This is a genomic window from Tenacibaculum finnmarkense, assembly GCF_900239185.1.
Taxonomy (GTDB): Bacteria; Bacteroidota; Bacteroidia; order Flavobacteriales; family Flavobacteriaceae; genus Polaribacter; species Polaribacter finnmarkensis.
Map to the genome: position 1 here is coordinate 44315 of NZ_OENA01000090.1, position 24629 is coordinate 68943.

The 24629-nt window shown below is 30.4% G+C and carries 21 protein-coding genes and 1 pseudogene; 12 read left to right on the top strand and 10 right to left on the bottom strand.

From position 1 onward, the window contains the following. Positions 1-13 precede the first annotated feature (13 nt). A complete protein-coding gene (locus AQ1689_RS10675) occupies positions 14-718 on the top strand; it encodes an SAM-dependent methyltransferase (RefSeq protein ID WP_101914493.1) in 705 nt (234 codons plus the stop codon). Between the two features lie 91 nt (positions 719-809). Here the strand turns inward: AQ1689_RS10675 and AQ1689_RS13340 are convergent, their stop codons facing one another. The 3 genes from AQ1689_RS13340 to AQ1689_RS10685 form a co-directional block, all read right to left on the bottom strand. Next, positions 810-1373, bottom strand: coding sequence for a lysozyme family protein (locus AQ1689_RS13340; RefSeq protein WP_369800861.1), 564 nt, complete (start codon positions 1371-1373; stop codon positions 810-812). 397 nt (positions 1374-1770) lie between these two features. Further along, positions 1771-6135 (bottom strand): collagenase, encoded by a 4365-nt coding sequence (locus AQ1689_RS10680; protein WP_101956069.1) that lies wholly within the window; start codon positions 6133-6135, stop codon positions 1771-1773. Positions 6136-6442: 307 nt separating this feature from the next. Continuing rightward, positions 6443-6658 (bottom strand): helix-turn-helix transcriptional regulator, encoded by a 216-nt coding sequence (locus AQ1689_RS10685; protein ID WP_101956070.1) that lies wholly within the window; start codon positions 6656-6658, stop codon positions 6443-6445. 211 nt (positions 6659-6869) lie between these two features. Here AQ1689_RS10685 and AQ1689_RS10690 point away from each other — a divergent pair, with 211 nt between their 5' ends. The 4 genes from AQ1689_RS10690 (at position 6870) to AQ1689_RS10705 (ending at position 11001) form a co-directional block, all read left to right on the top strand. Further along, positions 6870-7061 (top strand): hypothetical protein, encoded by a 192-nt coding sequence (locus AQ1689_RS10690; RefSeq protein WP_101956071.1) that lies wholly within the window; start codon positions 6870-6872, stop codon positions 7059-7061. A gap of 61 nt (positions 7062-7122) precedes the next feature. Continuing rightward, positions 7123-7794 (top strand): GLPGLI family protein, encoded by a 672-nt coding sequence (locus tag AQ1689_RS10695; protein ID WP_101907059.1) that lies wholly within the window; start codon positions 7123-7125, stop codon positions 7792-7794. Positions 7795-7909: 115 nt separating this feature from the next. Then, positions 7910-10471: a carboxypeptidase-like regulatory domain-containing protein gene (locus AQ1689_RS10700; protein ID WP_262509582.1), complete on the top strand. Its 2562-nt coding sequence runs from the start codon at positions 7910-7912 to the stop codon at positions 10469-10471. 8 nt (positions 10472-10479) lie between these two features. Continuing rightward, positions 10480-11001, top strand: coding sequence for a thioredoxin family protein (locus AQ1689_RS10705; RefSeq protein ID WP_101907061.1), 522 nt, complete (start codon positions 10480-10482; stop codon positions 10999-11001). 1 nt (position 11002) lies between these two features. Here AQ1689_RS10705 and mltG read toward each other — a convergent pair whose 3' ends face one another. From mltG to dapF, 3 genes are read right to left on the bottom strand one after another with little or no spacing between them, the layout of a single operon-like run. After that, positions 11003-12031 (bottom strand): endolytic transglycosylase MltG, encoded by a 1029-nt coding sequence (gene mltG / locus AQ1689_RS10710; protein WP_101956073.1) that lies wholly within the window; start codon positions 12029-12031, stop codon positions 11003-11005. A 29-nt stretch (positions 12032-12060) separates the two neighbouring features. Beyond that, positions 12061-12597, bottom strand: coding sequence for a GNAT family N-acetyltransferase (locus tag AQ1689_RS10715; RefSeq protein ID WP_101914498.1), 537 nt, complete (start codon positions 12595-12597; stop codon positions 12061-12063). Positions 12598-12603: 6 nt separating this feature from the next. Then, the gene (gene dapF, locus AQ1689_RS10720; RefSeq protein WP_101956074.1) at positions 12604-13377 is read right to left on the bottom strand and encodes a diaminopimelate epimerase; all 774 of its coding nucleotides are present in this window, start codon (positions 13375-13377) and stop codon (positions 12604-12606) included. Positions 13378-13514: 137 nt separating this feature from the next. On the opposite strand from dapF, the gene AQ1689_RS10725 reads away from it, so the two are divergent. The 3 genes from AQ1689_RS10725 to ligA all read left to right on the top strand — a co-directional run bounded on the left by AQ1689_RS10725 (position 13515) and on the right by ligA (position 18531). Then, positions 13515-14903 (top strand): trypsin-like peptidase domain-containing protein, encoded by a 1389-nt coding sequence (locus AQ1689_RS10725; protein ID WP_101956075.1) that lies wholly within the window; start codon positions 13515-13517, stop codon positions 14901-14903. A gap of 91 nt (positions 14904-14994) precedes the next feature. Next, a complete protein-coding gene (locus AQ1689_RS10730; RefSeq protein ID WP_058885330.1) occupies positions 14995-16437 on the top strand; it encodes a glyceraldehyde-3-phosphate dehydrogenase in 1443 nt (480 codons plus the stop codon). 96 nt (positions 16438-16533) lie between these two features. Further along, positions 16534-18531 (top strand): NAD-dependent DNA ligase LigA, encoded by a 1998-nt coding sequence (gene ligA / locus AQ1689_RS10735; RefSeq protein WP_101956076.1) that lies wholly within the window; start codon positions 16534-16536, stop codon positions 18529-18531. A 115-nt stretch (positions 18532-18646) separates the two neighbouring features. On the opposite strand, the gene AQ1689_RS10740 is transcribed toward ligA, so the two are convergent. Next, positions 18647-19297, bottom strand: a complete 651-nt coding sequence (locus AQ1689_RS10740) for a hypothetical protein (RefSeq protein ID WP_145993763.1) — start codon at positions 19295-19297, stop codon at positions 18647-18649. Between the two features lie 92 nt (positions 19298-19389). On the opposite strand from AQ1689_RS10740, the gene AQ1689_RS13380 reads away from it, so the two are divergent. Beyond that, complete coding sequence (locus AQ1689_RS13380) at positions 19390-19776, top strand: lysoplasmalogenase family protein (protein WP_101956078.1); 387 nt, start codon at positions 19390-19392, stop codon at positions 19774-19776. Next, entirely contained in the window at positions 19763-20038 is a 276-nt protein-coding gene (locus tag AQ1689_RS13385) for a lysoplasmalogenase family protein (protein WP_101956079.1), read from the top strand. Before AQ1689_RS13380 ends, AQ1689_RS13385 begins: the two co-directional genes overlap by 14 nt. A gap of 26 nt (positions 20039-20064) precedes the next feature. Here AQ1689_RS13385 and AQ1689_RS10755 read toward each other — a convergent pair whose 3' ends face one another. Together AQ1689_RS10755 and AQ1689_RS10760 are read right to left on the bottom strand one after the other, a co-directional pair. Beyond that, the gene (locus AQ1689_RS10755; RefSeq protein ID WP_101914505.1) at positions 20065-20559 is read right to left on the bottom strand and encodes a hypothetical protein; all 495 of its coding nucleotides are present in this window, start codon (positions 20557-20559) and stop codon (positions 20065-20067) included. A 27-nt stretch (positions 20560-20586) separates the two neighbouring features. After that, positions 20587-21129 (bottom strand): mechanosensitive ion channel domain-containing protein, encoded by a 543-nt coding sequence (locus AQ1689_RS10760; protein WP_101914506.1) that lies wholly within the window; start codon positions 21127-21129, stop codon positions 20587-20589. A 239-nt stretch (positions 21130-21368) separates the two neighbouring features. Between AQ1689_RS10760 and AQ1689_RS10765 the strand changes: the two genes are divergently transcribed. Both AQ1689_RS10765 and buk read left to right on the top strand, forming a co-directional pair. Continuing rightward, the gene (locus AQ1689_RS10765; protein WP_101956080.1) at positions 21369-22277 is read left to right on the top strand and encodes a bifunctional enoyl-CoA hydratase/phosphate acetyltransferase; all 909 of its coding nucleotides are present in this window, start codon (positions 21369-21371) and stop codon (positions 22275-22277) included. Positions 22278-22282: 5 nt separating this feature from the next. Continuing rightward, the gene (buk, locus tag AQ1689_RS10770; protein ID WP_101956081.1) at positions 22283-23347 is read left to right on the top strand and encodes a butyrate kinase; all 1065 of its coding nucleotides are present in this window, start codon (positions 22283-22285) and stop codon (positions 23345-23347) included. A gap of 382 nt (positions 23348-23729) precedes the next feature. On the opposite strand, the pseudogene AQ1689_RS10775 reads toward buk, so the two are convergent. Further along, positions 23730-24412: pseudogene (locus AQ1689_RS10775) on the bottom strand (IS1 family transposase). Positions 24413-24629 lie beyond the last annotated feature (217 nt).

The window sequence follows — 24629 nt, forward strand, 5'->3', positions numbered from 1 at the left end:
TAAAAAAGACAAAATGAAAGGTAAATTATATTTAATACCAACAACGTTAGGAGACACAGAGCCTTTAGAGGTAATGCCGATTTCTGTTAAAAAAGTAATAGAGCATCTTGATTTTTTTATTGTAGAAAATGAAAAATCAGCAAGAGGGTTTATTAAAAAGATTACGCCTAATAAATCACAACCTTCTTTAGAATTATTATTGTTAGACAAGTATTCGAATGATATTGAAACACAAAATTATTTAGATGTTTGTGAAAAAGGTATTTCTATTGGATTATTATCAGATGCGGGTGTTCCTGCGGTTGCCGATCCAGGTGCAATGATTGTAAAATTAGCGCACGAAAAAGGCATTCAGGTAGTACCTTTGGTAGGTCCTTCCTCTATTTTAATGGCAATGATGGGTTCAGGAATGAATGGGCAGAGCTTTGCTTTTAATGGGTATTTACCTATTGATAAATCAGACAGAAAACGTGCAATTAAAGAGTTAGAAAAGCTTTCTAGTGTTAAAAATCAATCACAAATTTTTATAGAAACGCCGTATCGAAATGAAAAAATGTTAGATGATTTAAGAAATGTTTTATCGGCAGATACACGTGTTTGTGTTGCCTGCGATATTACACTTCCTTCGGAATATATAAAAACTTTTACCGTTAAAGAATGGAAGCATATAAAAACAGATTTGCATAAACGCCCAACTATTTTTATTATTCATAAATAGTAAGGTATAAATTAAGGTATAAAATTATATATAAAAAAGACAGCTATTAAAGCTGTCTTTTTTAGTTGATATAGATATTTATAAGATGATATTAAACACTAGCCTTTTTATTGGCGTTAATAGTCGATACATCATAGCCTGCAAATTTTTTGATATAAGATTTAATAGAGGTTCCAAAGGCATCTTTAAATTGAAAATGACCATTTGATCGTAAATATTTTTTAACGTTACCAGCCCCACCTAAATGCGCTGCTGCTAAAATACCAGATTCGGTAATTTTAGTACCGTTTATAGTTTTTCCAACACATCGTTTAATATCTTTTCTTAAAATCCATTTATTTACTTTACAGTAAGCGATAAATGCTTTTTCTTGTAATTCAGGTGTTTTAAGAAAATTCGTAGTATTGTAAATTCGGAATCTTTTTAAGGTTGATTTTCCAAATTGGTATTTACCTAAGTAGCCCAGTTTATTTACAACTCTATATTTTCCTTGCGATTCTTTAAAAGCTACTGCTTCTTTAAAACCAACAAAGTTTTTTAGTAAAAAAGGGACGTTAATTTCTTCAATAGAAGGTACGGTCTTTTTTGGTATGTTTGTTGTTTTTTCGTTCTCAAATTTCGGGCTTGTAAAACTAGCTAGTAGTGCAAATCCTATAAATGTAAATCCTAAATACTTGATAGTTAGTTATCTTTCTATTTTGCGGTGCAAAGGTACACTAATTGTTATAATACCAAAATTTATTTTTAAGAAGGTGTTTTGGTTGTTTTTTTTTAGTTGTTTTGTTGGTGATTAGTTGAGGTTTAGCTCTTTTTTGATAAAATAAACAAGGTTAATTGTAGCTCTTTTTTTAGACGAGTAATCGTATGTAAACTATAATTAATGGCTTAAAAAGGTCTTTTAAATGCTCTATAAGTTTAATAATTACTTCTTTGAATAATATATTAGGTACATATTGTAGTGGTATTCTAGCAGTTTTTTATATAAAAAAACAGGTTGCTTTTAGCAACCTGTTTTGTATTTGTAATAAAAAATAATGTTTGTATTAAGCTTATTATAAAACTATTTTTTTATTGATAGTTCCTAATTCTGAAATTATTTTTACTAAATAAACCCCTGCCGCTACTTTTGGTAAAGTAACAGTTGCTGTATTTTTTGAAATAATATCTGTTGAAAACACTTGTTTTCCTTGTATCGAATAGATAATTACACTCGCTTTTTTAGCTTGTAAACCACTAACTGTTAGTGTTGTTTTAGATGATTTGTAAACAGTTAACTCGCTAAAACTAGCAGGTGTTTGAATACTAGCATCTAATTCTTTAGAGCTTGTATGAAGGTAAAACTGCCCAACTTGGCTCGCATCAGTTGTTAAGGTTACTGTATAATTTTCTTTACTTAAATTGGTAAATGTATTGTTTTGTTTATCTTCTAAATAAATACTTACATTTTCAGGTAAATTCATTGATTCTGCTGAAAAAACGATCTTTTTTCCTGCTTTTGCCTTTAATCCGATAGGAACAATTGTGTTTTCTAAATCGTTTATAGGCAATGATTGAACCGCATAATCTTTACCGTTAGTATTACTTACTAATTGTGAGTAAAGGGCGTAATTAGTAGTAGTTCCTCCAAAAACAGAACCGTCATAGCCGTTGTCAAAACCTGTGGTAACACCATTAAGGTAGTATAATTTAGTAGATTTTACCGTATTATTTTGATTTTCACGAACACTTAAATTGATTTGAGTTTTTGCCTGTCGTTGAAAAGTTGCTGATTGATGACTTTGATTTTCCTTGCTAAAATTTACTTGAGTATTGGCATTAGCACTTACAAAAAATCCTTGTCCTGGTGCTATTTGATAATTTGCATCAGCAGCACCTAATTTTAAATCATAACTATTGGTGTTTTGATTCCAAAGCCAAATCGTCGCTTCTGATAAAACAGTTCCTGTAGCGTTGTCTTTAAAGAAATCACCAAGTTTTACATACGAAGTATAAGGGTTTCCTATTAAATTAAAATCATTTGCACCTTTTGTAATACCATAATTAACAGCTGTTGAATTGATACTTCCTGTAAAAACTAAATTAGCAGCATTTTTTAACTTAACAGAATATCCCTGTCCAGAAGTAATATTCCCTTTGCTTGTGTTTGATAAATAATTCCAAGCTGTTCCGTTATTTTTATAAGGAGCAAGCCCAATATTGGTTCCTGTTCCTGAAGCAAAAGTATTGTTTTTCTTTAATTTTTCAATCGTTTCATATTTTAAAGGCGATGCTACTAAATACCAATTATCTGTAGGTAAATTTCTCGTATAAGTAACCGTTCCTGTTAATGGGGCATTGGCAATTAAAGTTGCTCCTGAAGCAATTGTAAGCGTTTTTACTTCGGTCGCTGTTGAAATTACAGGGTAGTTTGTTAATCCTGATGGAATAATTACATCGTCATAACTTGTTGGAACGGTGTTTAAATCCCAATTTGTAGCTTCTGCAAAATCGGTGCTTGTAGTTCCTGCCCAAGTAATAGTTGCTGCAGCGATTCCTACATTAATTGAATAGTCTTCAACTTCACCAAAATAATCATCATATCCACAAGGGGCTAATGTTTTACCATCACCATATCCGTAACGAACTCGCATTCTTGTAATACCTAAAGCAGCATCCGCAGGAATGGTTATATTTCCTGTTTCAGAAATTTTTTCATAAGAAAATACGGCTTCTCCTACATCTGTAAAATCACCATTTTGATTCCAGTCAATCCATACTTTAACAACGTTATCTGGCCAAGCAGTGTTTGCTGCTTCAATAGTAATAGGGTATGTTTTATTTCTTTTAACCTCGGCAGCGTAACTTGTATAATCAGAATAATTAGCAGGGTTTTGAGGAGCACTTGTATTGTCTAATGTACTAAAATTAACTCTTATAATACCAGTACCTGTACCTCCTTGACTTGTATCACAATAAGTTGTAGTACTTTTAGCATGAACTTTTATAAAGTTATTTTTAGTTCTGGTATTATTACCACTTTTTGCACTTGTAACGGTTAAAGTTACCGAATGAGTTCCAGCAGTGTCATACACTACCGTAGGGTTTTTTTCAGTACTTGTACTAGGCGTTCCTCCTGGGAAAGACCAAGTATATGAATTGATATATCCTGTAGATTCGTTGGTAAAATGAATAGTTCCGCCAACAATTGTTGAAGGTAAGTCGCTTGAAAAATCAGCAATAGGAGCATCGCTTACAGTAGCATCTCTTAAAGAACCTGTAATAACAAAGGTGGCATTTGAACCTGATACCTCTTTGTAATATCCGCCGATATAATCAAAATTATTCACCGTTGGGCTTGATTTTAATTGGGTCATTAAATCGTTTAATTCTGTTTCAAACTGCCCTGAATTTAAACTTCCTGTTACTTTAAATCTTCTAATTGAAGTAGAAGCATCTAAGGTTACACTAACATCTTTACTTGTAATTGCTTCAAATTCTGTTTCAATATCAGCAATATTTCCTACGACAAAAAAGTCATCAACTTCCCAAGGCGTAACTACTTCCCACCAATTATTATCATCAATAACTACGTTATTTAAGTAGTTTAAGTAGTTTGCTTGTAAGGTGTAATCTGATTCTAATCGATTAATTTCAGTATCAAAACCAGCAACATCATCAGCTCTAACAAGGTTGATAAGTTTTCTAGCAGTATTGATATCATTTTTAAACCAATATGACCATAACATATTTCCGTATCTGTAAAATTTAAAACCACCAGCATAACTAGCGTTTAAAACTTCATTTACCGTCATATATTCACTAGCGCCTTCATTTTTTACATTGCTACCTTGGCTTTCTCTAATTCGAACACCGTCATTATCGGTACTACCTGCAAAATGTTCAGCCATCCCTTCTTCAAACCAAATTAAACGTCCATCTTTATAAAAATCAGTTGAACCCCAAAAACCGTTTGCAATATAACGCCCTTGTAAATAATGTACGTATTCATGTCTAAAAAGTTCTTCTAAGCTAAAAGTACTTTCTGCAAAAGTTCTTTGGTAGGTGTAAAAAGTAGCACCTCTTTCAATGTACATTCCACCGTTATTGGTCGCTAAACCGTTTAAGATTGTTTGCCAGTCATGGTAGTTTTTCATAGTACCATAAACAACCATATTTAAGTTTAAGTTTGGGTCACCAGCAACAGGTTCATCTGTGGCTAAGGCTCTAAAAAACTGTGTTTGTACTTGTTTCGAAGCGTAGTATAATTCTTGAACTGTTTTATAGTCTAACGGAGTTCTTACTTTTAAGCGTCCATCGTCAAAGGTAAAGGTGTTCGGAAAAAGCATGTTTTCAACTTCGGCAGTTATGTCATCCATATTTACACATAAGTTGTATTTCGCACAATTTCCTGATTCATTGATAGATTTTATTGATTTGTACCAGTTAGGCGTTAATCGATCATAACTTTGTGCAATTTCAGCAATAAAAGGCTCTGTTTGATCTTTTAAAACATCTGAACTATCAGCAGTTCTGGTCATTTCTCCAATGGCGTTATTTACCATTAAAGCTAAATCTTCATTTTCAGTTCTTAATTCTTTATCCGTAGCTAAATTTGACAATAATTGTAAAAATTCAGGATCATTATTAAGCGATGCTTCGTAGGCAACATCTACAGGTTGCATCCCTCTAAACATTAAAAAGAATATTCTGTTGTATGCAGTAATATATTTTGTTAGCATTTGTTGGTCGCTAACAACAGCTCGCCAGTTGTCTTTTTCAGTTAAATTACGGATGGCTGTTTTGATAACATTTAGTACAAAATCTTTATCTCTTAAACCATCATAATCACACATTATTAAAAATTCATCTAAAACACCTAAACTGTATTCTGTGGTATCCCATAAACGAGCGTTTGTAGAAAGGTATTTAACGGCAAGTTTATAGGCACTTTTAGCGTTTGTATTTAGTGTTACTTCTGTTTGAAAAAATTCATGATAACTTGCACAGTGTAAGTAGGTAACTAAACCAAGCATCCCACTTGATTCGCTACCATCATAAGAGGCTGACATATTATATACAGCATCGGCAACTGCTTTTATATTGGTACTAGAAAATAAAGATCCACCGTATTGTCCGTAGTCAAAAAGCGGTCTTAAATTGGTGTCATAATCGGTAGTTTCTTTTAGTTTAGCAACTAAGTTTGCGCCGCTATAAGATGCCCAACCAGCAAATGTATCAGGAGAATTTGCTCTAGACATTTTATTTGAGCTAGTATGTTTGCTATGACCTTTATGATTATATCCTTTAGTACAGGCGACTGTTTCTTTTACTTTAGATGTAGGAAGTGCAGGTGCTGCCTGTTGGCTAAACCCGTAAGAATAGCACAATACTAGTAGGGCTAAAAATTTTTTTTGAAGATTTTTTTTTGAAGAAATCATAAATTGAAAGGTATTTTAAAGAGTATTGATAAAATGTATTTTAATTTGATGTAAATTTAGTTTTAATATAATATTAACATTAGTACAATATTAGCTATATGTAATATTAAATTGTGTTTTTGTTGTAAAAACGCAATAAAAACAGCTTATTTTGATTGATTATTAATAAAATAGTATTTAGTTTTAGGATTTTAATATTTTTTTTAAATAAAATACCCTGAAATGCTTTAAGTCATTTCAGGGTGTTTTGGGTATATGTAATTTTTATTTAATGTTTTGCTAACGTATAATTTGCGTTTGCAATTTTCTAGAAAAAAGATGAAGGTTCAATATCTAGCACTTTACAAATATTTAAAAAGCGATATAAATCTAGCTTAGTTTTTCCTGTTTCTAGCTTGTAATACGCATTTTGACTCAGCCCAATTTTTTCTCCAAAGTCCCATTGAGATAAGCCTGTTTTTAAGCGTTCTTTTTTTAATTTATTTAAAATTAAATTCATTTTAGTTTCTATTGAGTTTTTCATGTTTTTTTTATTTAAAGTAAAAGTATTATTATTATTATAAAAATAGCTTTTCCGATTAAGGGTTAACCCTTAATCGGAAAAGGAGTTAGATTATTTAGTTATAATGATTCTAATTAAATAGCTTTGTGGCACATTGCAATGTAGTGTGCAATCTTATGGTTGACTATACATAATTCATAAGTTAAGTAAATATTTTATTAAATTTTAAATTATGAAAAAAGTATTGTTAACAGCACTATTTTTAGGTGCTTTTGTATCAGCGAATGCTGTAGAATTAGATGGAAGAGAAAATTGTCATTCGTACGCTTGTGGTATGGTTGAATCTTACGAAAGTAATAATGGAGGAGAATTATCTTTAGAGGATGCAGATGCTATTTATGATATGGCATATGAAAGTTGTTAAAAAATAATTTATTAACTCACTAGTGTAAAGCTAGTGGGTTTTAATACTTAATAAAGTAATTATGAGAATACTATTTATTTTAATTATACTTCCTTTTTTTTGTTTTTCTCAATCAGGGATTATAAAATATAAGGTAATACCAGACCTTAAAAACAGTGAGAAATTAGATATATATAGAAAGGAAATAAAATTAATGTCTTTTACCTTAAAATATGAAAAGGAACATTCTTATTTTTATATGAATAAACACATTCCTCTAAATAAGTTATATGCTAATATTGCATCAGTTTTAATAAAAGGACACAGACCTTGGTTTCAGAATAATAAAAACAAAGAGGTTGTTTATAAAGAAGAGATAAAGAATAAAACTTATGCCGTAATACATGATGAAAAGTTTTCTAATTGGGAGTTATTAGGGGATACGAAAATTATTGAAGGATATACTTGCTATAAAGCTATAAGAAAAGAATTAGAATATGGAAATAAAAAAACAAATATTATTACAGCTTGGTACACGCCAGAAATTCCTGTTTCATACGGCCCTGCGGGTAATGGTGGTTTACCAGGGTTAATATTACAATTGTATAGAGTCAGGAAAGGGACATATACAGTAGATAAAATAATTCTGAATCCTAAACAAATAAAAGTTCCTCTTCCTGAAAATTCAAAGAAAATAGATGTCGCAACATTGATTAAATTGAAGCGTCAAGCAAGAAAAGTTACTATTGATTAGTTAAAATACTACAAAAAATAAAAATTACTCTAATTTTTTTTTATGAGAAAATACATTTTAGTCTTAGTTTTATTTTTTTATTAAAAACTATAGTCAAAATATAGTTTCGGGTATTATAAAAAGTAAAACCGAAGTACTAGTAGGAGCTAATATATTAGCAAAACCTTTAACAAAAGGAGCTAAATTTTCTTATGCTGTTACAAATGTCAATGGAAAATATACATTAAAACTAACTAAAAACGCATTGTATAAGTTTACAATTAGTTTTGTAGGGTGTATAACTTTAAAAGAAGATATTTTATTGAATACCTCTAAATTAACTAAAAATTTTAATTTAAAAGAAGACCCAAATGAATTACAAGAGATAATTATAAATTATAAAGAACCTATTGTTGTTAAAAAAGATACCACAACATACCGAGTAAAATCGTTTGTCAATGGTAAAGAGCATAAATTACGAGAGGTACTTAAAAAATTACCAGGAGTAGAGGTTGATAGAAATGGTAATGTAACTGTAAAAGGGAAAAAAGTTACTACTGTTTTGGTTGAAAATAAAGAGTTTTTTACAGGAGATTCTAAATTAGCGGTTAATAATATTCCAGCCGATGTAGTTAAAGAGATTCAGGTAATAGAAGATTATCACGAAAGTGATTTGTTAAAAGGTTTTGAAACATCAGAAGAAGTTGCTTTAAATATTAATTTAAAAGAAGATAAAAAGCAGTTTGCTTTTGGTGATATGGAAATTGGTGCAGGTATAAAGGATAGGTATATTTTTCATCCTACATTATTTAAGTATAGTAAAAAAACTAGTTACTCTTTTATAGGAGACGCAAATAATACTAGTAATAAATCATTCACATTAAAAGACTATATAAATTATGAAGGTGGTTTAGATACCGATAATTTAAGTGAAATTTTTAGTTCTTCAGTAGCTAAATTGTTAAGAAATAAAGAATTTTATGACAATAAGCATTATTTTGGAGGTTTGAATTTTCAATATGAAACTAATCCTAAGAATCGTTGGACAGCTTTTTTTATTGCTTTACAAGATAAAACGGATGTAGCACAACAACAAAATAATGATTATATTATCGATGATATTCAAGAGCAACGTGTTACTCATGAAAACCTTAATCAGTCGGTCTTATTGGGTAAACTACAATTAAAATCTGCCCCTTCTAAAAAATTAAGAATAAAACTTGAAAATAAGCTAGAAATAATTTCAGGATTAAACAATCTAGAAAATGAAAGTAATTTAATAAATAACAATAATCTAATCTTCTCAAAAAACAATAATGTAAATACTTTGAGTTTACAATCAGGACTTAAAATAGAGCGAAAAATTAATGAATATCATACCTCTCAAGCTAAGTTACATGTAAAATTTTCTAAAGTATCAGAAAACCAAAAGTGGTTAGCGAATAACAATATATTTTCATCACAAATACCTATTACACCAAGTGCTAATTTAAATGTAACTCAGAATATTGAAAATAAAAAATATGAATTTAAAAGCTTGTTAAAACATTTTTGGATTGTAAACCCAGTTAATCATTTATTTTTTTCGCTAAAGAATAATTTGTTTGCAACAGATTATAACAATAATATACAACAGCTTTTAATTGGTGAAAATAAAATTTTTGACAATTTTAAAAATAATAGTTTAGATAAGCAATTGTTTTCATCAGTCTGTATTAAATATAAATATTTGTTAGGAGATGTTTTTTTTACAACCCAACTAGAGTATTTAAATTATATACGAAGCACCAGTCAGTTTTTAGAAGATAAAATATATAATAATTTTTTTTTACTACCCCAGTTTGAAGCAAATTGGGAAATTGATAATAAGCGAAGTTTAAAATTTAGTTATCTATTAAAGAATAAGTTTCCTAGATATCAAGATTTTTTTATTAATAATAGTTTACATGATTTTAATGCGGTAAGATTAGGAAATATCAATTTGAGAGAAAGTAATTATCATACGTTTAGGATTTATTTTAGAAAATATCAAAGTTATGGTTGGAGTTTTTATCCTAGAATAAACTATAAAATTATAAAAAGTAGGCTTCAAAATAAATATTTATCAAAAGGTATTTATTATATAAATACTCCTGTTAATACGACTCTTCCAGATAAGGAATTAAATATTTCTACAAGGGTTGTATATGGTTATAAATATTGGAGGGCAAGTTTAAGAACAAGCTATGTAAATAGAAATTATGTAAGTTTTAATGCAAATAAAGAAATTTTGGCAACCAATAATAGTTTTTCAGTTTTTGGAGGCTTTAAATCGATGTATATAAAAGGTCCTAATATAGATGTTTCTTTTAGTCATAATTATAATACCAATAAAAATTTATTTTTTAACAGTATTTCAGATAGAACAAAATTTAATTTAGCATTAGATTATGATATAAATGATTGGCAGTTTAAAGCAGAAACTAGGTATTCGTATTTTAAGAATAAAACTTCAAAAACAACGAATACTTTTAATGAAACAAATGCTTCTATTTTTTATCAAAAAGAAGATAGTATGTGGGGTTTTGAACTAAAGGCAACCAATATTGGAAATAATGCACATAGAATATCGTCTAGCTTATCCGATATTTTATTTTACGAAACAAAAACAAGACTTTTTCCAAGAACTATTTTGGCAAAAGTGGTTTATAAAATTTAAAATAATATATGAGATATTATATAGTAATAAGTATTTTGGTCTTATTTATAGCTTGTGGTTCAGTAAAAAAAATAATCGTTGAAGAAAATAGTAAAGAGGAGTTTACAGGTATTATAACAATGTCAAAATTATTAAAAGAGCCTTATGGAAAATGGTTTAAATCGCGTTATGAAGCTTATCAATTAGATGATTCCTTAAAAATTAGTGTGCAAAAATATTTTAGAGATGTTAAAATTAAAGCATTTATAGGTCTTTGGTGTAGCGATAGTAAACGAGAAATACCTTCTTTACTTAAAATAGTAAAAGAAGGTAATATCTCTGAAAAAAATATTGAAATCATAGCCGTTAATCATAAGAAAAAAGCAAAAGGGTTAGAAAAAGGTTTTACTATTTTTAGGGTGCCAACTTTTATCTTTTATAAAAATAACAAAGAACTAGGAAGATTTGTTGAACTTCCTCAAGAAACTTTAGAACAAGATATTTTAAAAATAATAACAGGTAAACCGTATAAACATTTTTATCAAAAATAAACTACCTATTTATTCCTCGTTTACTAATCCAACGTTGATATTTAACCGCATTTCTGTTGTGTTGTGCTAATGAATTTGCAAAATCATGAAAACCAATTTTTGTAACACTCGCACACATATAATAGTAGTTATGTTTTTTGTAATTTAAAACCGCATCAATCGCCGAAACATCAGGCATCGCAATTAAAGTAGGCGGTAAGCCTGTATTTTTGTACGTATTATAAGCTGATTCAATTTCTAAATCTTTAGTTAAAACACGTTTTACCACAAAATCGTCTCCTTTTAGCTGTTTGATGCAATAAATTACCGTAGGATCGGCTTGTAATGGCCAACCATCTCTTAACCTGTTTAAATACAACCCAGCCACAATTGGGCGTTCACTTTTTTGCGCAGTTTCCTTTTGAACTATTGAAGCCAAGGTACTCACTTCTTTTTTTGATAAATTTAATTTTTTCGCTTTTTCTAATCTTGATGAGTTCCAAAAACGCTTGTATTCACGCAATATTTTATTGCGAAATTTTTCAGCCGATGTATTCCAATAAAATTCATAGCTGTTAGGAATGTAGATTGCTAAGGCATTTTTTTGATTAAAATTATTTTCTGATAAAAAAGTAGCATCTGTCATTGCGTTTACTAAAGAAACCGAGTCTGCTTCAATTTGTTGGGCAATTCTTCCTGCTAATTTTTCTAAGGAATCTTGGTTGTTAAAAGACAGTTTTATCGGTGTTTGATTTCCGCTTCTAAGTAAATTTACAAGATTGTTTAAATTCATGCCTTTTTTCAGCTGATATTTTCCACCTTTAGGTTTTGTAAACTTTTTGATGTTGGCAACCCAAATAAAATGTTGAGGTTTGGCAATATAAGTAGCAAGCTGTTTTTTTACATCTTCAAAAGTATCGGTATTTTTTATATAAATAGCCCCATTTTTAGTAATTGCTTTTGCGTAAATTTTCTGATAAAGATTAAAACCAATAAATCCACCGATTAAAAATATCGAGGCGATAATTCCGTATATTATTTTCTTTTTCATAGTTGTTTTTGATAAAATTATTTCTGAAATTATGTATTTATTAATTGAAATAAAATTTCGTCTTTATAAGTTCCGTTAGTAAAAATCCACTCTTTTTTGATGCCGATTTGTTTAAAATTATGTTTTGTAAACAGCCGAATACTATTTTTGTTATCCGCAGTAATATTTGCATATAATTGATGCAATTGCAAATGCGTAAAACAATAGTTTATTAATAGTTTTAGTGCTTCAAAGGCAAGTCCTTTTTGTTGATACTTCGGATGAATTAAAATACCGACACCCGCTCTTTTATGCTGCGGATTAAAATCAAAAAGATCAATCATTCCGATCGCTTCTTTTTTGTCTTCACTTTTAGTACTTATTTCAATAACCAACCGCAATTGTTTTGCTTGATAAATATCTAAATGTGCATTTTCGAGATATTGTTTTAAAATAAATCGTGAAAATGGCGCTTGTGTGTGGCTAACTTCCCAAAAAGACTCGTTGTTTTCTATAGCAAAAAGAAAGGCTAAATCTTCGGGTTCGATGGCTCTTAAATTTAGAACATCGCCTTTTAAAGTTGTCATTTTTATTTAAAATTTAATTGCTCCTTTAAAAACCAATTCGGCTTTTCCTTTTAAGAAAATATCGGTATAATTTCCGTCTTTTTCATTAAAACGAACCTCTAATAAACCACCTTGAACAGGCAAGCTAATTATATTATCAGTAGTTTTTTTGGTGGCGTGCATAGCAATGGCAACAGCCGTAACACCTGTTCCACAAGCTAAAGTTTCATCTTCTACACCTTTTTCGTAGGTTCTAACTCTAAAAGTATTCTTGTTTATTTGCTGTACAAAATTTACGTTAGTTCCTTGAGTTCCGTAGTCGTTATATCTGATTTTTTTACCATTTTCAAAAACAGGGTAATTGTCTAAATTATCGACTAATTCAACATGATGTTGCGTACCAGTATTGGCAAAAACAGCATGTTGTTTAATAATAATTTCATTTACATTTATCATCTGTAAAGAAACGATACCGTTATTTATTTGGGCATAATGTTCGCCATCAAAAGCGGTAAAAGTTGTTTCTGTATCAATAATACCTAATTCTTTGGCAAAAGCCACTGCACAGCGTCCGCCATTTCCACACATGGTTTGGCTTGCATCGGCATTAAAATAAAACATTTTAAAATCGGTGACAGCATCATTTTCTAGAAGAATAACACCATCGGCACCAACACCAAAATGTCGATGACATAGTTTGCTAATTAATTTTGCATCGTTTTTAGGGAAATTCTCGTTTCGATTATCGATAATAACAAAATCGTTTCCTGTTCCTTGGTATTTGTAAAATTGTAAATTCATAGAAAGCAAATATACATATTTTATCAACTAAATAGAAGTGTTAAATACAGGTTAAACTCCGTTAAAATGACGTTAAACAGATTTGTTGCAGTTGTTTAAATCTTATCTTTGGTATAAACATTATACGCATAAAAAAGATGATAAAAACACTTAAAATCTTAGGGATAGCAGTAATAGGCGGTGTAATAACACTTGCAGGCTATAAAATAGTACTTGAACAGCAGCTAATAAATACTGCCGAAAATAAAATTGAAAATCAAGTAGATACTTTACAAACAATGCCTGTAAATTATATGCCAACAGTGGTTAATTCAATAGCCGCTCCAACCGATTTTACTCAGGCAGCATCAAAAACCGTGCATGCTGTGGTGCATGTTAAAAATACGGCGGTAAGAACACAACGCAATCCGTATGCGCAACTTTTTGGAAGAAATGAAACACAAAAATATCAGCAAGTAGGAACGGGTAGCGGGGTTATTATTTCGCCAGATGGCTATATTATTACCAATAATCATGTAATAGCAGGAGCGAGTGAAATAGAAATTACCCTAAATAATCGAAAAAAATTAAAAGCAGTTTTAATTGGTGCCGATAAAAGCAATGACATCGCCTTATTAAAAGTTGAAACTGATGAAGCGTTGCCTAATTTAGCTTTCGGAAATTCTGACAATGCCAAAGTGGGCGAGTGGGTTTTAGCTGTTGGTAATCCATATAATTTAACATCGACTGTAACGGCAGGAATTGTAAGCGCCAAAGGGCGTGATTTAGACGGAAATAAAAATATTGAAGCTTTTATTCAAACCGATGCGGCTGTAAATCCTGGAAATAGTGGAGGAGCTTTGGTAAACACTCGTGGTGAATTAATTGGAATTAATACGGCAATTTCATCAAAAACAGGTTCTTTTATTGGGTATTCGTTTGCGGTGCCTTCTAATATTGCTAAAAAGGTGGTAGATGATTTATTAGAATTCGGAATTGTACAACAGGCAATATTAGGCATCAGTATTGATGCAACTGTTAAAGATATTGAAGGCGTAAAAATAGGTGCAATTACAAATAATAGTGAGGCTAAAAAAGCAGGTTTGCAACAGGGCGATATCATTACCAAAGTAAATGCTGTTAAAATAGCGAAGTTTTCTGATTTAAAAGGACAATTAACGGCAAAACGACCAGGGGAATATGTGAGTGTAACCGTGCTTAGAAATGACAAGGTTTTAACTAAAAATGTAAAATTAGGTAAAAAAGAGACTTTTACATCGCTTTCTTTTGGGGTGCATCTAAAGGATTTAACATCCGAAGAAAAAAAGAAATACAAGCTAAAAAGTGGGGCGAAAATAACAAGGACAAATAATAAAGGATTTCAATATTATAAAGTAGGCGAAGGGTATATTTTAACAAAAATAAACGGAAAAGAGGTGCAGGGAGCTTCGCAGGCGGTTTCAATATTAGATACCTATACAGGCGAAGCGCAAATGTATTTAGAGTTATTAAGCCCTAGCGGAAAAATTGAACGCTATCGTTTTTAAAAGATGTTTTTATTTTATAAAACCCTAAGTAAGCCATTTGAAATTCTTATTTTTGTAGGAAATTTTTTTAAAATTTAGTTAACACACAACTATGTCAACAATAACAAATTACGAAAAAGAAGTAGTAGATCAAGCGCAAGTAAGACGTGCTACCGTTGAATTTATTAATATCGTGAACGATTTATGGTACGATAAATCAATCGAATTAGTTTTATTTAGAAATCCTTTAGTAGATAAAAGAGCGAGTGAGGTTTTAAACTTAATCGATTATGCTAAAGAGTTTGTAGCAAAGCCAATTTCAATTAACGATGCTTTAGAAATAGCAAAAGCAATACAAAATATTGAATTACCTGCATCAAAATTAGATATCGGTAAATTAGCGTACGAATATCATTTACAAGATGATGCGACTACTGATAAATTATCTTTTGTAAAAAATAAATTAAAAGATGCAACAAAAGCATCAGAAATTGCACCAAAGGATGTTGTTTTATACGGTTTTGGACGTATCGGTCGTTTATTAGCTCGTGAGTTAATGAGCAAAATGGGTAAAGGTTCTCAGTTAAGATTAAGAGCTGTTGTTACTCGTGGCGAAATTAACGAAGCAGTTTTACAAAAAAGAGCGTCGTTATTAAGTATCGATTCTGTTCACGGAGATTTCCTAGGAACTGTTGAGGTAGATGCCGATAACAATGCCTTAATTATCAATGGAACTACCGTATATATGATTTCTGCGGGGAAACCAGAAGATATCGATTATACTGCTTACGGAATTAACGATGCCTTAATTATTGATAACACAGGAGCGTTTAAAGATAAAGAAGCATTAAGCCGTCATTTAACTCCAAAAGGAGCTAGTAAGGTATTATTAACTGCACCAGGAAAAGGAATTCCTAATATTGTTCACGGTGTAAATCATGAAGAAAATAATCCTGATGTTGTTGATATTTTCTCAGCAGCTTCATGTACAACCAACGCAATTACACCTGTTTTAAAAGTTTTAGAAGATAACTTCGGAATTAAAAAAGGACACTTAGAAACGATTCATGCGTATACGAATGATCAGAACTTAGTAGATAACATGCACAGTAAATACCGTAGAGGTAGAGCAGCAGCTTTAAACATGGTAATTACTGAAACAGGCGCAGGAAAAGCAGTTGCAAAAGCATTACCAGCTTTAGAAGGTAAATTAACTTCGAACGCAATTCGTGTACCAGTTCCTAATGGTTCGTTAGCTATTTTAAACTTACAATTAAATACAACTACAACTGTTGATGCTGTAAATGCTATTATGAAGCAATATGCTTTAGAGGGTAATTTAGTAGAGCAAATTCAATATTCAATGAATAACGAATTAGTTTCTTCGGATATTGTTGGAACTACAGCGCCATCAATTTTTGATAGTAAAGCAACCATCGCTGATGGCGATACAATTGTTATTTATGTATGGTACGATAATGAATACGGATATTCGCATCAAGTAATGCGTTTAGCAAAACATATTGCTAAAGTTCGTAGATTTACCTATTATTAATGGTTTATGTTAATAAATAATAAAAAAACCGAAACTTTTGTTTCGGTTTTTTAGTTTAAAATACTCTTGTAAATATACTTTGTAAATTGTAAAATCATGAATATTCAACAAACAATACAAGCGCTTCGCGATGAACTAAATCAGCATAATTATAATTATTATGTATTAGATAACGCCACTATTTCAGATTATGATTTTGATATTAAATTAAAAGAATTAGAGAACTTAGAAGCCGAAAATCCGCAGTATTTTGATGCCAATTCACCAACCCAAAGAGTAGGCGGAGAAATTACCAAAAACTTTGATACCGTTACCCATAAAAATCGCATGTATTCTTTAGATAATTCTTATTCAAAAGATGATTTATTAGACTGGGAAAAGCGACTTCAAAAAATGCTAGGAACGGATGCTATTCAATATACCTGTGAGTTAAAATATGATGGCGCTTCTATCAATTTAACTTTTGAAAATGGTAAATTTATAAAAGCAGTAACCCGTGGCGATGGTTTTCAAGGAGATGAGGTAACGGCTAATATTCGTACTATAAAATCAATTCCGTTAAGTGTTTCTTCTGATTTTGTTAGCGATTTTGAAATGCGTGGTGAAATTATTTTACCGCTTGAAGGATTTCATAAAATGAACCAAGAACGCCTTGAAAATGATGAAGAACTGTATAAAAACCCACGAAATACCGCAAGTGGAAGTTTAAAATTACAAGACAGCGCTGCCGTTGCAAAGCGTCCGTTAGATTGTTTGTTATATCAAGTTGTTACGGATCAGCGCAAGTATAAAACACATTTTGAAATTTTAGAAAACGCTAGAAATATTGGTTTTAAAGTGCCTAAAACTATTACGTTAGCAAATTCTATTGATGCGGTTTTTGAATTTATCAATCATTGGGATATCGAGCGTCATAATTTACCTTATGAAACCGATGGCGTTGTTGTAAAAGTGAATAATTTACAGCAACAAGAAGAGTTAGGTTATACGTCAAAATATCCACGTTGGGCAATTGCCTATAAGTTTAAAGCCGAGCAAGTTTCCTCAGTTTTACATGAAATTAGCTATCAAGTTGGGCGAACAGGAGCTATTACACCTGTGGCAAATTTAGAACCTGTGCAATTAGCAGGAACGGTTGTAAAACGAGCTTCGTTGCACAATGCCGATCAAATTGAAAAATTAGATATCAGAATAAACGATACTGTTTTTGTAGAAAAAGGAGGCGAAATTATCCCTAAAATTATAGCCGTTGATTTATCTAAAAGACCTGCTGATTCTGAGCCTACAAAATACGCAACCAATTGCCCTGAATGCGATACTGAATTGGTAAGAAGCGAAGGCGATGCCAAACATTATTGCCCAAATGAATTTGGTTGTGCACCACAAATAACAGGAAGAATCCAGCATTTTATCAGCAGAAAAGCCATGGATATTGATGGTTTAGGCGGTGAAACGGTTGATTTGTTGCGTAAAGAAGGCTTAATTAAAAATTATGCCGATTTATACGATTTGAAAACTCAGCAGATTATTCCGCTAGAAAGAATGGCAGAAAAATCGGCGCAAAATATGATTGCAGGAATTGAAAAATCAAAAGAAATTCCGTTTGAAAAAGTATTATTTGCTTTAGGAATTCGATTTGTTGGTGAAACGGTCGCTAAAAAATTAGCAAAGCATTTTAAATCGATCGATAATTTAATGACTGCCAGTTTAGAAACCTTAATTTCCGTAGATGAAATTGGCGATAGAATTGCAGAAAGTATCATTGAATTTTCGAATGATTTAGGGAATATTCAATTGATAAATAGATTAAAATTACACGGAGTTCAATTAGAAGTTTCTGCGGAAAGTTTAGAGAATCAAACCGATAAACTTGTCGAAAAAGTATTTGTTGTTTCTGGTGTTTTTCATCAGATGACAAGAAACGAGCTTAAAAAAGCTATTGAAGATAATGGCGGAAAAGTAAGTAGTTCAATATCTAAAAAAACAAGTTTTATTGTGGCAGGCGATAACATGGGACCGAGTAAATTAACAAAAGCCGAAAGTTTAGGGATCTCGATAATTTCAGAACAGGAATTTATTGATATGATTGGGTAGAAGTAGAATTATATTTTAAATAAGAAGGGGAGAATTCCCTTTCTTATTTAAAATATATGTTTGCTAGGCTTTTTTGATGAGATATATATAATGATTACTGGTTTTGGTGGTAGTTTTATTTAATAATCATAGAGCAAATTAGAAGGCTTATTTGAGTAATAATTAATATCCAAAGCAATTTTAATGAAGGTTTTGTGGTTTCTGCTATAAAATCATTAAACTTGTTTGTCAAAAAATCAGATAAATTTAAATTTTCATCTTGAAAATCAATTTCATCAAGTTTTATTTTATTAAATCCAAAGTTAATAATCTTACGTTGTAATTTAGACGTATCATTGTCATTTTTTGTTAACTGCAATATTTTTGCTTTTAAAATTGCTTTATCGGTAAGTTCTTTTTTCCACCCTTCTTTTTCTGTTAATTTTTTAGTTACATTTTCTACTTTTGAAGAAATATAATTTCCCGCTTTTCCTTCCCATAATAGATATATTGCATTTTGAATTGAAATTTTATTTGCAATTACAAAATAGATAGCAATAAAAACTGGAGATCCAAAAATAAGTAGAAAAGCAAATATATTTGTTGTTAGTAGTCCTGTAAATAAACCTATAATACTTCCATGACCACCACCTGATAACCCAATATTTCCATATAAAGCGATAAGAAATGTTATTAAGGTTACTATATTTCCTAATGAAAAAATAAAAATCCATTTAAGAGCTGTTTTACCACTTATCTTTACTGCTATTTTAATATTTTCTTTCATTGTTTTTTTTAACAAATCTAATTAATTTAAAACCATTACAATCAATATAAATGTAAATTTTTGTAATTTCCCTTCAAATTATAACCAAACAAATGAGAATAAAAATAGCATCAATTATTTTTTTAATAATTGCAATTTTAGATGTTTATGCAGTAATAACGCAACATAAAAGTTTAGAAATTATTTGTAAACCTTTACTGATGACAAGCTTGGTTATTGTGTATTTAGTGAGTTTAAAAAAAGGAGAAAAAGCTAATTCCTGGTTGGTTTCAGCATTGTTTTTTTCCTTTTGGGGCGATGTTTTTTTACTAGATAAAACAAATTATTTTGTATTCGGATTAGGCTCTTTTTTAGTTGCACACATTATGTATATAAAAATGACCGCAAACTTTTTAAAGAAAACAGCTGTTATTCAAATTTTAAAATCGGCAGTTATATTTGTGGCTTTATTTGTAACTGTTTTTGTTGATAAAAGATAATTTAGGCGAAATGTTAGTGCCTGTATTAGTGTATGGAACGGCAATTTCAGGGTTTGGAACTTGTGCTTTGTTAAATTATCAGCAAGAAAAATCAATAGAAAATACGGTGTTGTTATTGGGTGCAATTTTATTTATCGCTTCGGATAGTGGTATCGCTTTAAATAACTTTTATAGCCCAACACATTTTTTTGATATCGCTATAATTATACTATATGTATTGGCGCAGTTTTTAATTGTAAAAGCGATACTGCTTCGGAAATAGTGGTTTTTATGGTTGTATTATTGTCTTTATTCCAAATCATCATCTTCTATTCTGTCAATTAAGGTGTCTATTTCTTTAATTGTAGCTTTTCTTTTCTCTTTTGCTTTTAGTATTATTTCAGTCGTGTTATTGGGGTTTGCGATCTGAATATTATAATAATCAATTAGTGTTTTGAGTGCATTTAATTTCGATGCAGTTTTCATTTGTTCTACTTGATTAATCAATGCTTTTTCTGAATTTTTTTGTGCTTTAGCTGTTTTTTTTAATTCTACTCTATTTAAGCTAATTTCATTCCGTTGTAATTCTAAATCTTGTTTTTGTAATACGATTGTATAAATTAATCCTGCAAAAGCTAATCCAGAAAACAACGCATTTACTGCACCAAATAAATCACCAAAACTACCTCTGTTAGACCAATTGTCAAGCCCAAAAAATATTAAAATTGTTGAGGCACCCCAAATAATTATAACTAAAAAAATCATCTTGGTTAAAAGCCCAATATTAGTTTTATGCTCATTCATTTGTTATGTTTTTTTTAAAATTAATAATTATTTTATATGATTTTCATTAGTGATATTGGCTTCTTTTTTGGTTTCTTTGGTAATGTTTTTAATACTTTTTAAAATAAAAATATTATTAGGTAACGTTATTTCTCCCGATTCTTTTGTTTGAAGTGTTATAAAAAATAAACCGATATTAATAACTCTCCCTTCAATCACATAGTCTTTAGCTTCTAAAATAACGATAGAATCATTTAACTTTACAGGATGATTAAAAAATAAGATAATACTAGAAGTAATATTAGAAAGCAAAGACCATTGTGCGAAAAATGCAACTCCAACAAATGTAAGTACTGAACCTATAAAACCCGCTAGATCAGCTTGTTTTACTCCCCAAATTAGTGAAATAAAAATAAGAAATGTTAAAGATAAAATTATGTTAATAATTTTCTTAATTATCATTCCTCGAGAGCTATGAATAAATTTATCTGAAAGAGTTTTATTGATAATTTTTATTGCATTTTTTCTTAGAATAAGATACAATATAATGGTAACAACAGATTCAAGGATTTTTATATAATATATTTTCATTTTTTATTTACAGATATGTTTTTAAATAATAGATTATGAGTATTTTATTTGTGTTTTATTAAACACAAATAAAATTAATAAATATACATTTTTTTTATTAACAACTTTTCTTATTCTCTCTTTAATAGATTTTTTTTATTAAGGAAACTCTTATTTTTTTAGATGATTCTATAAAACCAATTTCAGTACTAGAATTAACGTGTCTAAAAGCCTATTTTTGCAAGATAAAACACACACAAATGGAATTTACCCAATTATCTGATTTAAAAAAAATTGTAGACCAACAAGCTGTTAAGAAAAGAATAGTATTGTGTTCTGCGGCAGATGAACACGCTTTAGAGGCAATAAAAAATGCTTACGAAAAAGGAATTATTACGCCAGTATTAGTAGCAAAAAAAGAAGACCTTTTAGCCTGTGCTAAAAATTTAAATTTTGATTTAACAGATATTGAGTGTCATTTTGAACGTGATTTGCCTGCTATCATTAAAAAATCAGTATCGATGATTACTGCTCAAAAAGCAGATATTTTAATGAAGGGAAAATTATCAACAGCTGAACTTTTATCGGGTGTTCTTAATAAAGAATGGGGTTTAAAAACAAGAAAATTCTTATCACATTACGCCATTTTTGAAATTCCAGAATACCACAAACTTTTAGGAATTACCGATGTTGCTTTTAATATTGCTCCAGGGCTAAAAGAAAAAGTTGCCATCGTAAAAAATGCCGTAGATTTTTCTAAGCGCATAGGAGTTGTTAATCCAAAAATTGCCGCTGTTGCCGCTGTTGAAATGGTAAACGAAAAAATGTCTGCCACTACCGATGCTGCTTTACTGTCTATTATGCAACGCCGTGGGCAAATTAAAGACTGTTTAATTGACGGGCCTCTTTCTTTTGATAACGCCATTAGTTTTGAAAGTAAAAAATCAAAAGGATTAGAAGGGCCTGTAGCTGGAGATGCTGATATTATTTTAGTTCCTAATATCGAAGCAGGAAATATGTTATATAAATCCTTTGTGTTTTTCGCAAACGCAAAATTATGCGGTATCGTATTAGGAGCGCCTTTTCCAATAGTATTAACCTCTAGAGCCGATTCTAAAGATACGAAATACAATAGTATTTTATTAGCTTCTGCTGCTTCTAACGAATAAAAAACATGAAAAACTATATCTTAGTAATAAACCCAGGATCTACCTCTACAAAAATTGGATTTTTTAACGGAAATACCCCTGTTTTTGAAGAGAATTTTCATCATAACCCCGAAGATTTACAAGAATTTTCAAGCATTTTAGAACAGGCACCGTATAGAAAAACCTTGATTCTAAATTTTTTAAAAAAGCAAAACATAGCGCCTAGTTCTTTAAAATTAGTGATGGCTAGAGGTGGGCTTTTAAAACCTGTAGTTTCAGGAGTATATCAGGTAAATAAAGCGATGCTTAACGATTTGGTGAATGCACCAAAGCAACACGCAAGTAATTTAGCCGCAATTATAGCGAATGATATTGCTAGTGAAAACAATATTAACGCCTATATAGCAGATCCTGTGGTAGTCGATGAATTGTGTGAATTAGCACGATTTACAGGACACCCAGAATTGAAAAGAATTTCTATTTTTCATGCTTTAAATCAAAAAGCAGTAGCCAGAAAATTTGCCCAAGAAAACGATAAAAAATACGAAAACCTAAACCTGATTGTAGTACATATGGGTGGCGGTATAACTGTTGGCGCGCATCAAAAAGGAAAAGTTATTGATGTAAATCAAGGTTTTGATGGCGAAGGTCCTTTTTCTCCTGAGCGTACAGGAACATTGCCAACAGGTGATTTAATTAAGCTTGCAATGAGCGGTAAATATACGCTAGAGCAAATGCAAGAATTAATTGTAGGTAAGGGTGGTGTAAACGCCTATTTAGGAACGAACGACATGAGAATTGTTGAAGACAAAGCACTTACAGATGATAATTATAAAATTATTTTAGATGCAATGTGTTTTCAAATCGCAAAATACATTGGCGCGATGGCAACAGTGTTAAAAGGAAATGTAGACGCTATTTTATTAACCGGTGGAATTGCTTATAGTAAATACGTTACCGCACAATTAAAAGACTACACAAACTACATTGCAACCACGCAAATATACTCAGGTGAAGACGAATTAGAAGCACTTGCTTTTAATGGGAATTTGGTTTTAGAAAACGCTATAAACTTACAAGTTTATAAATAGTTATAAGCGTTTTAAAAGTTACATAAAACTGTCCTTGTTTTTTATAAATAAGGGCAGTTTTTTTTATGTTATTTAGGGCACTCCCCGCCAAAAAAGGACGGGGCCAGGCTTTCCATTATATCTTTTTTTTCGTGCCTCAAAAAAAGGATGCCATTGCAATCCTTAGTGCAAAAAAGTATAAGTATCATTGTCAATGAAATCTAAAAATCGTTAGTTTACAAAGGGTACTCAAAGGTAATTTATGGAAAAATAATCTTTTAGGGTTGTTTCATTTTTTTGATTAGCTATGTAATTTTATAGGTATTGTGTGCTTTTTTTATTGCAAATTATGTATTATACTGATATAGGTTGACCTTTTTTTTAGATTAATTTATAGGCATTGCTAATTCAATATAGATAATGTTTTATTTCGATAATGCATTAATAATAACATGGATAATTCGAGCATTTTGATACTTTTAGAATAACATTTTGACTTTCTTCTCATTCTTGCTAAAAAATGTCTAAATAAACTATTGTAGCCTTCCACTGTAAATGTTTCTGCTTTTGATTGCACCTGTTTATCCTTAGGAATTATTGCCTTATATGGTTTCCAATAATCACTCGCAATAGTTTTCATTTGATTCTCTTTAATTCCTTCCCAAAACTTTTTGGCTGTTTTTGTGCTTCTATCTCCAATAACGAAGTGGAGGAATCTTTTGCCGTATCTATCAACGGCAATCCAAATCCAACAGTAGTTTTTTTATGCCCAATATAGCTGTGCATCTCATCAACTTCTACCATTTCTATATCTTGAGATTCTGGTTGTAAGCTAGAAATTTCGTTTCCAAAGGCTCTAATCCAGTTCAAAACACTAACATTACTTACCCCTAAAAGTCTTCCGATAGAACGAAAACCTAACCCTTCTTACAGTTGCAAAGCTTTCTTTTTTGTCGATAGTGGATAATCACAAGAGCGCCTTTCTACGGTGTAATTATATCCACAAGATTTACACTTGTATCGCTGAATACCTTTTATTACGCCATTTTTAATCTTTTTTTCGCTCTTACATTTTGGACAATCCATATTGTTTTATTTTCTTCTAAGATAGATAAACTATATTAAATTAGCAATGCCCAATTTTTAATTGATGATATAGTTTTTTAGCCCCTAATTTCTGACCAATTCTATCACGACATTGTTTGATTAATTGTGTTAATATAAGTTCGTTATTTTGCTTTATTTGATAAGATTTTAATCGTTTGTAAAAGGCCTGTTTACTAATCCCAAAACATTGAATTAA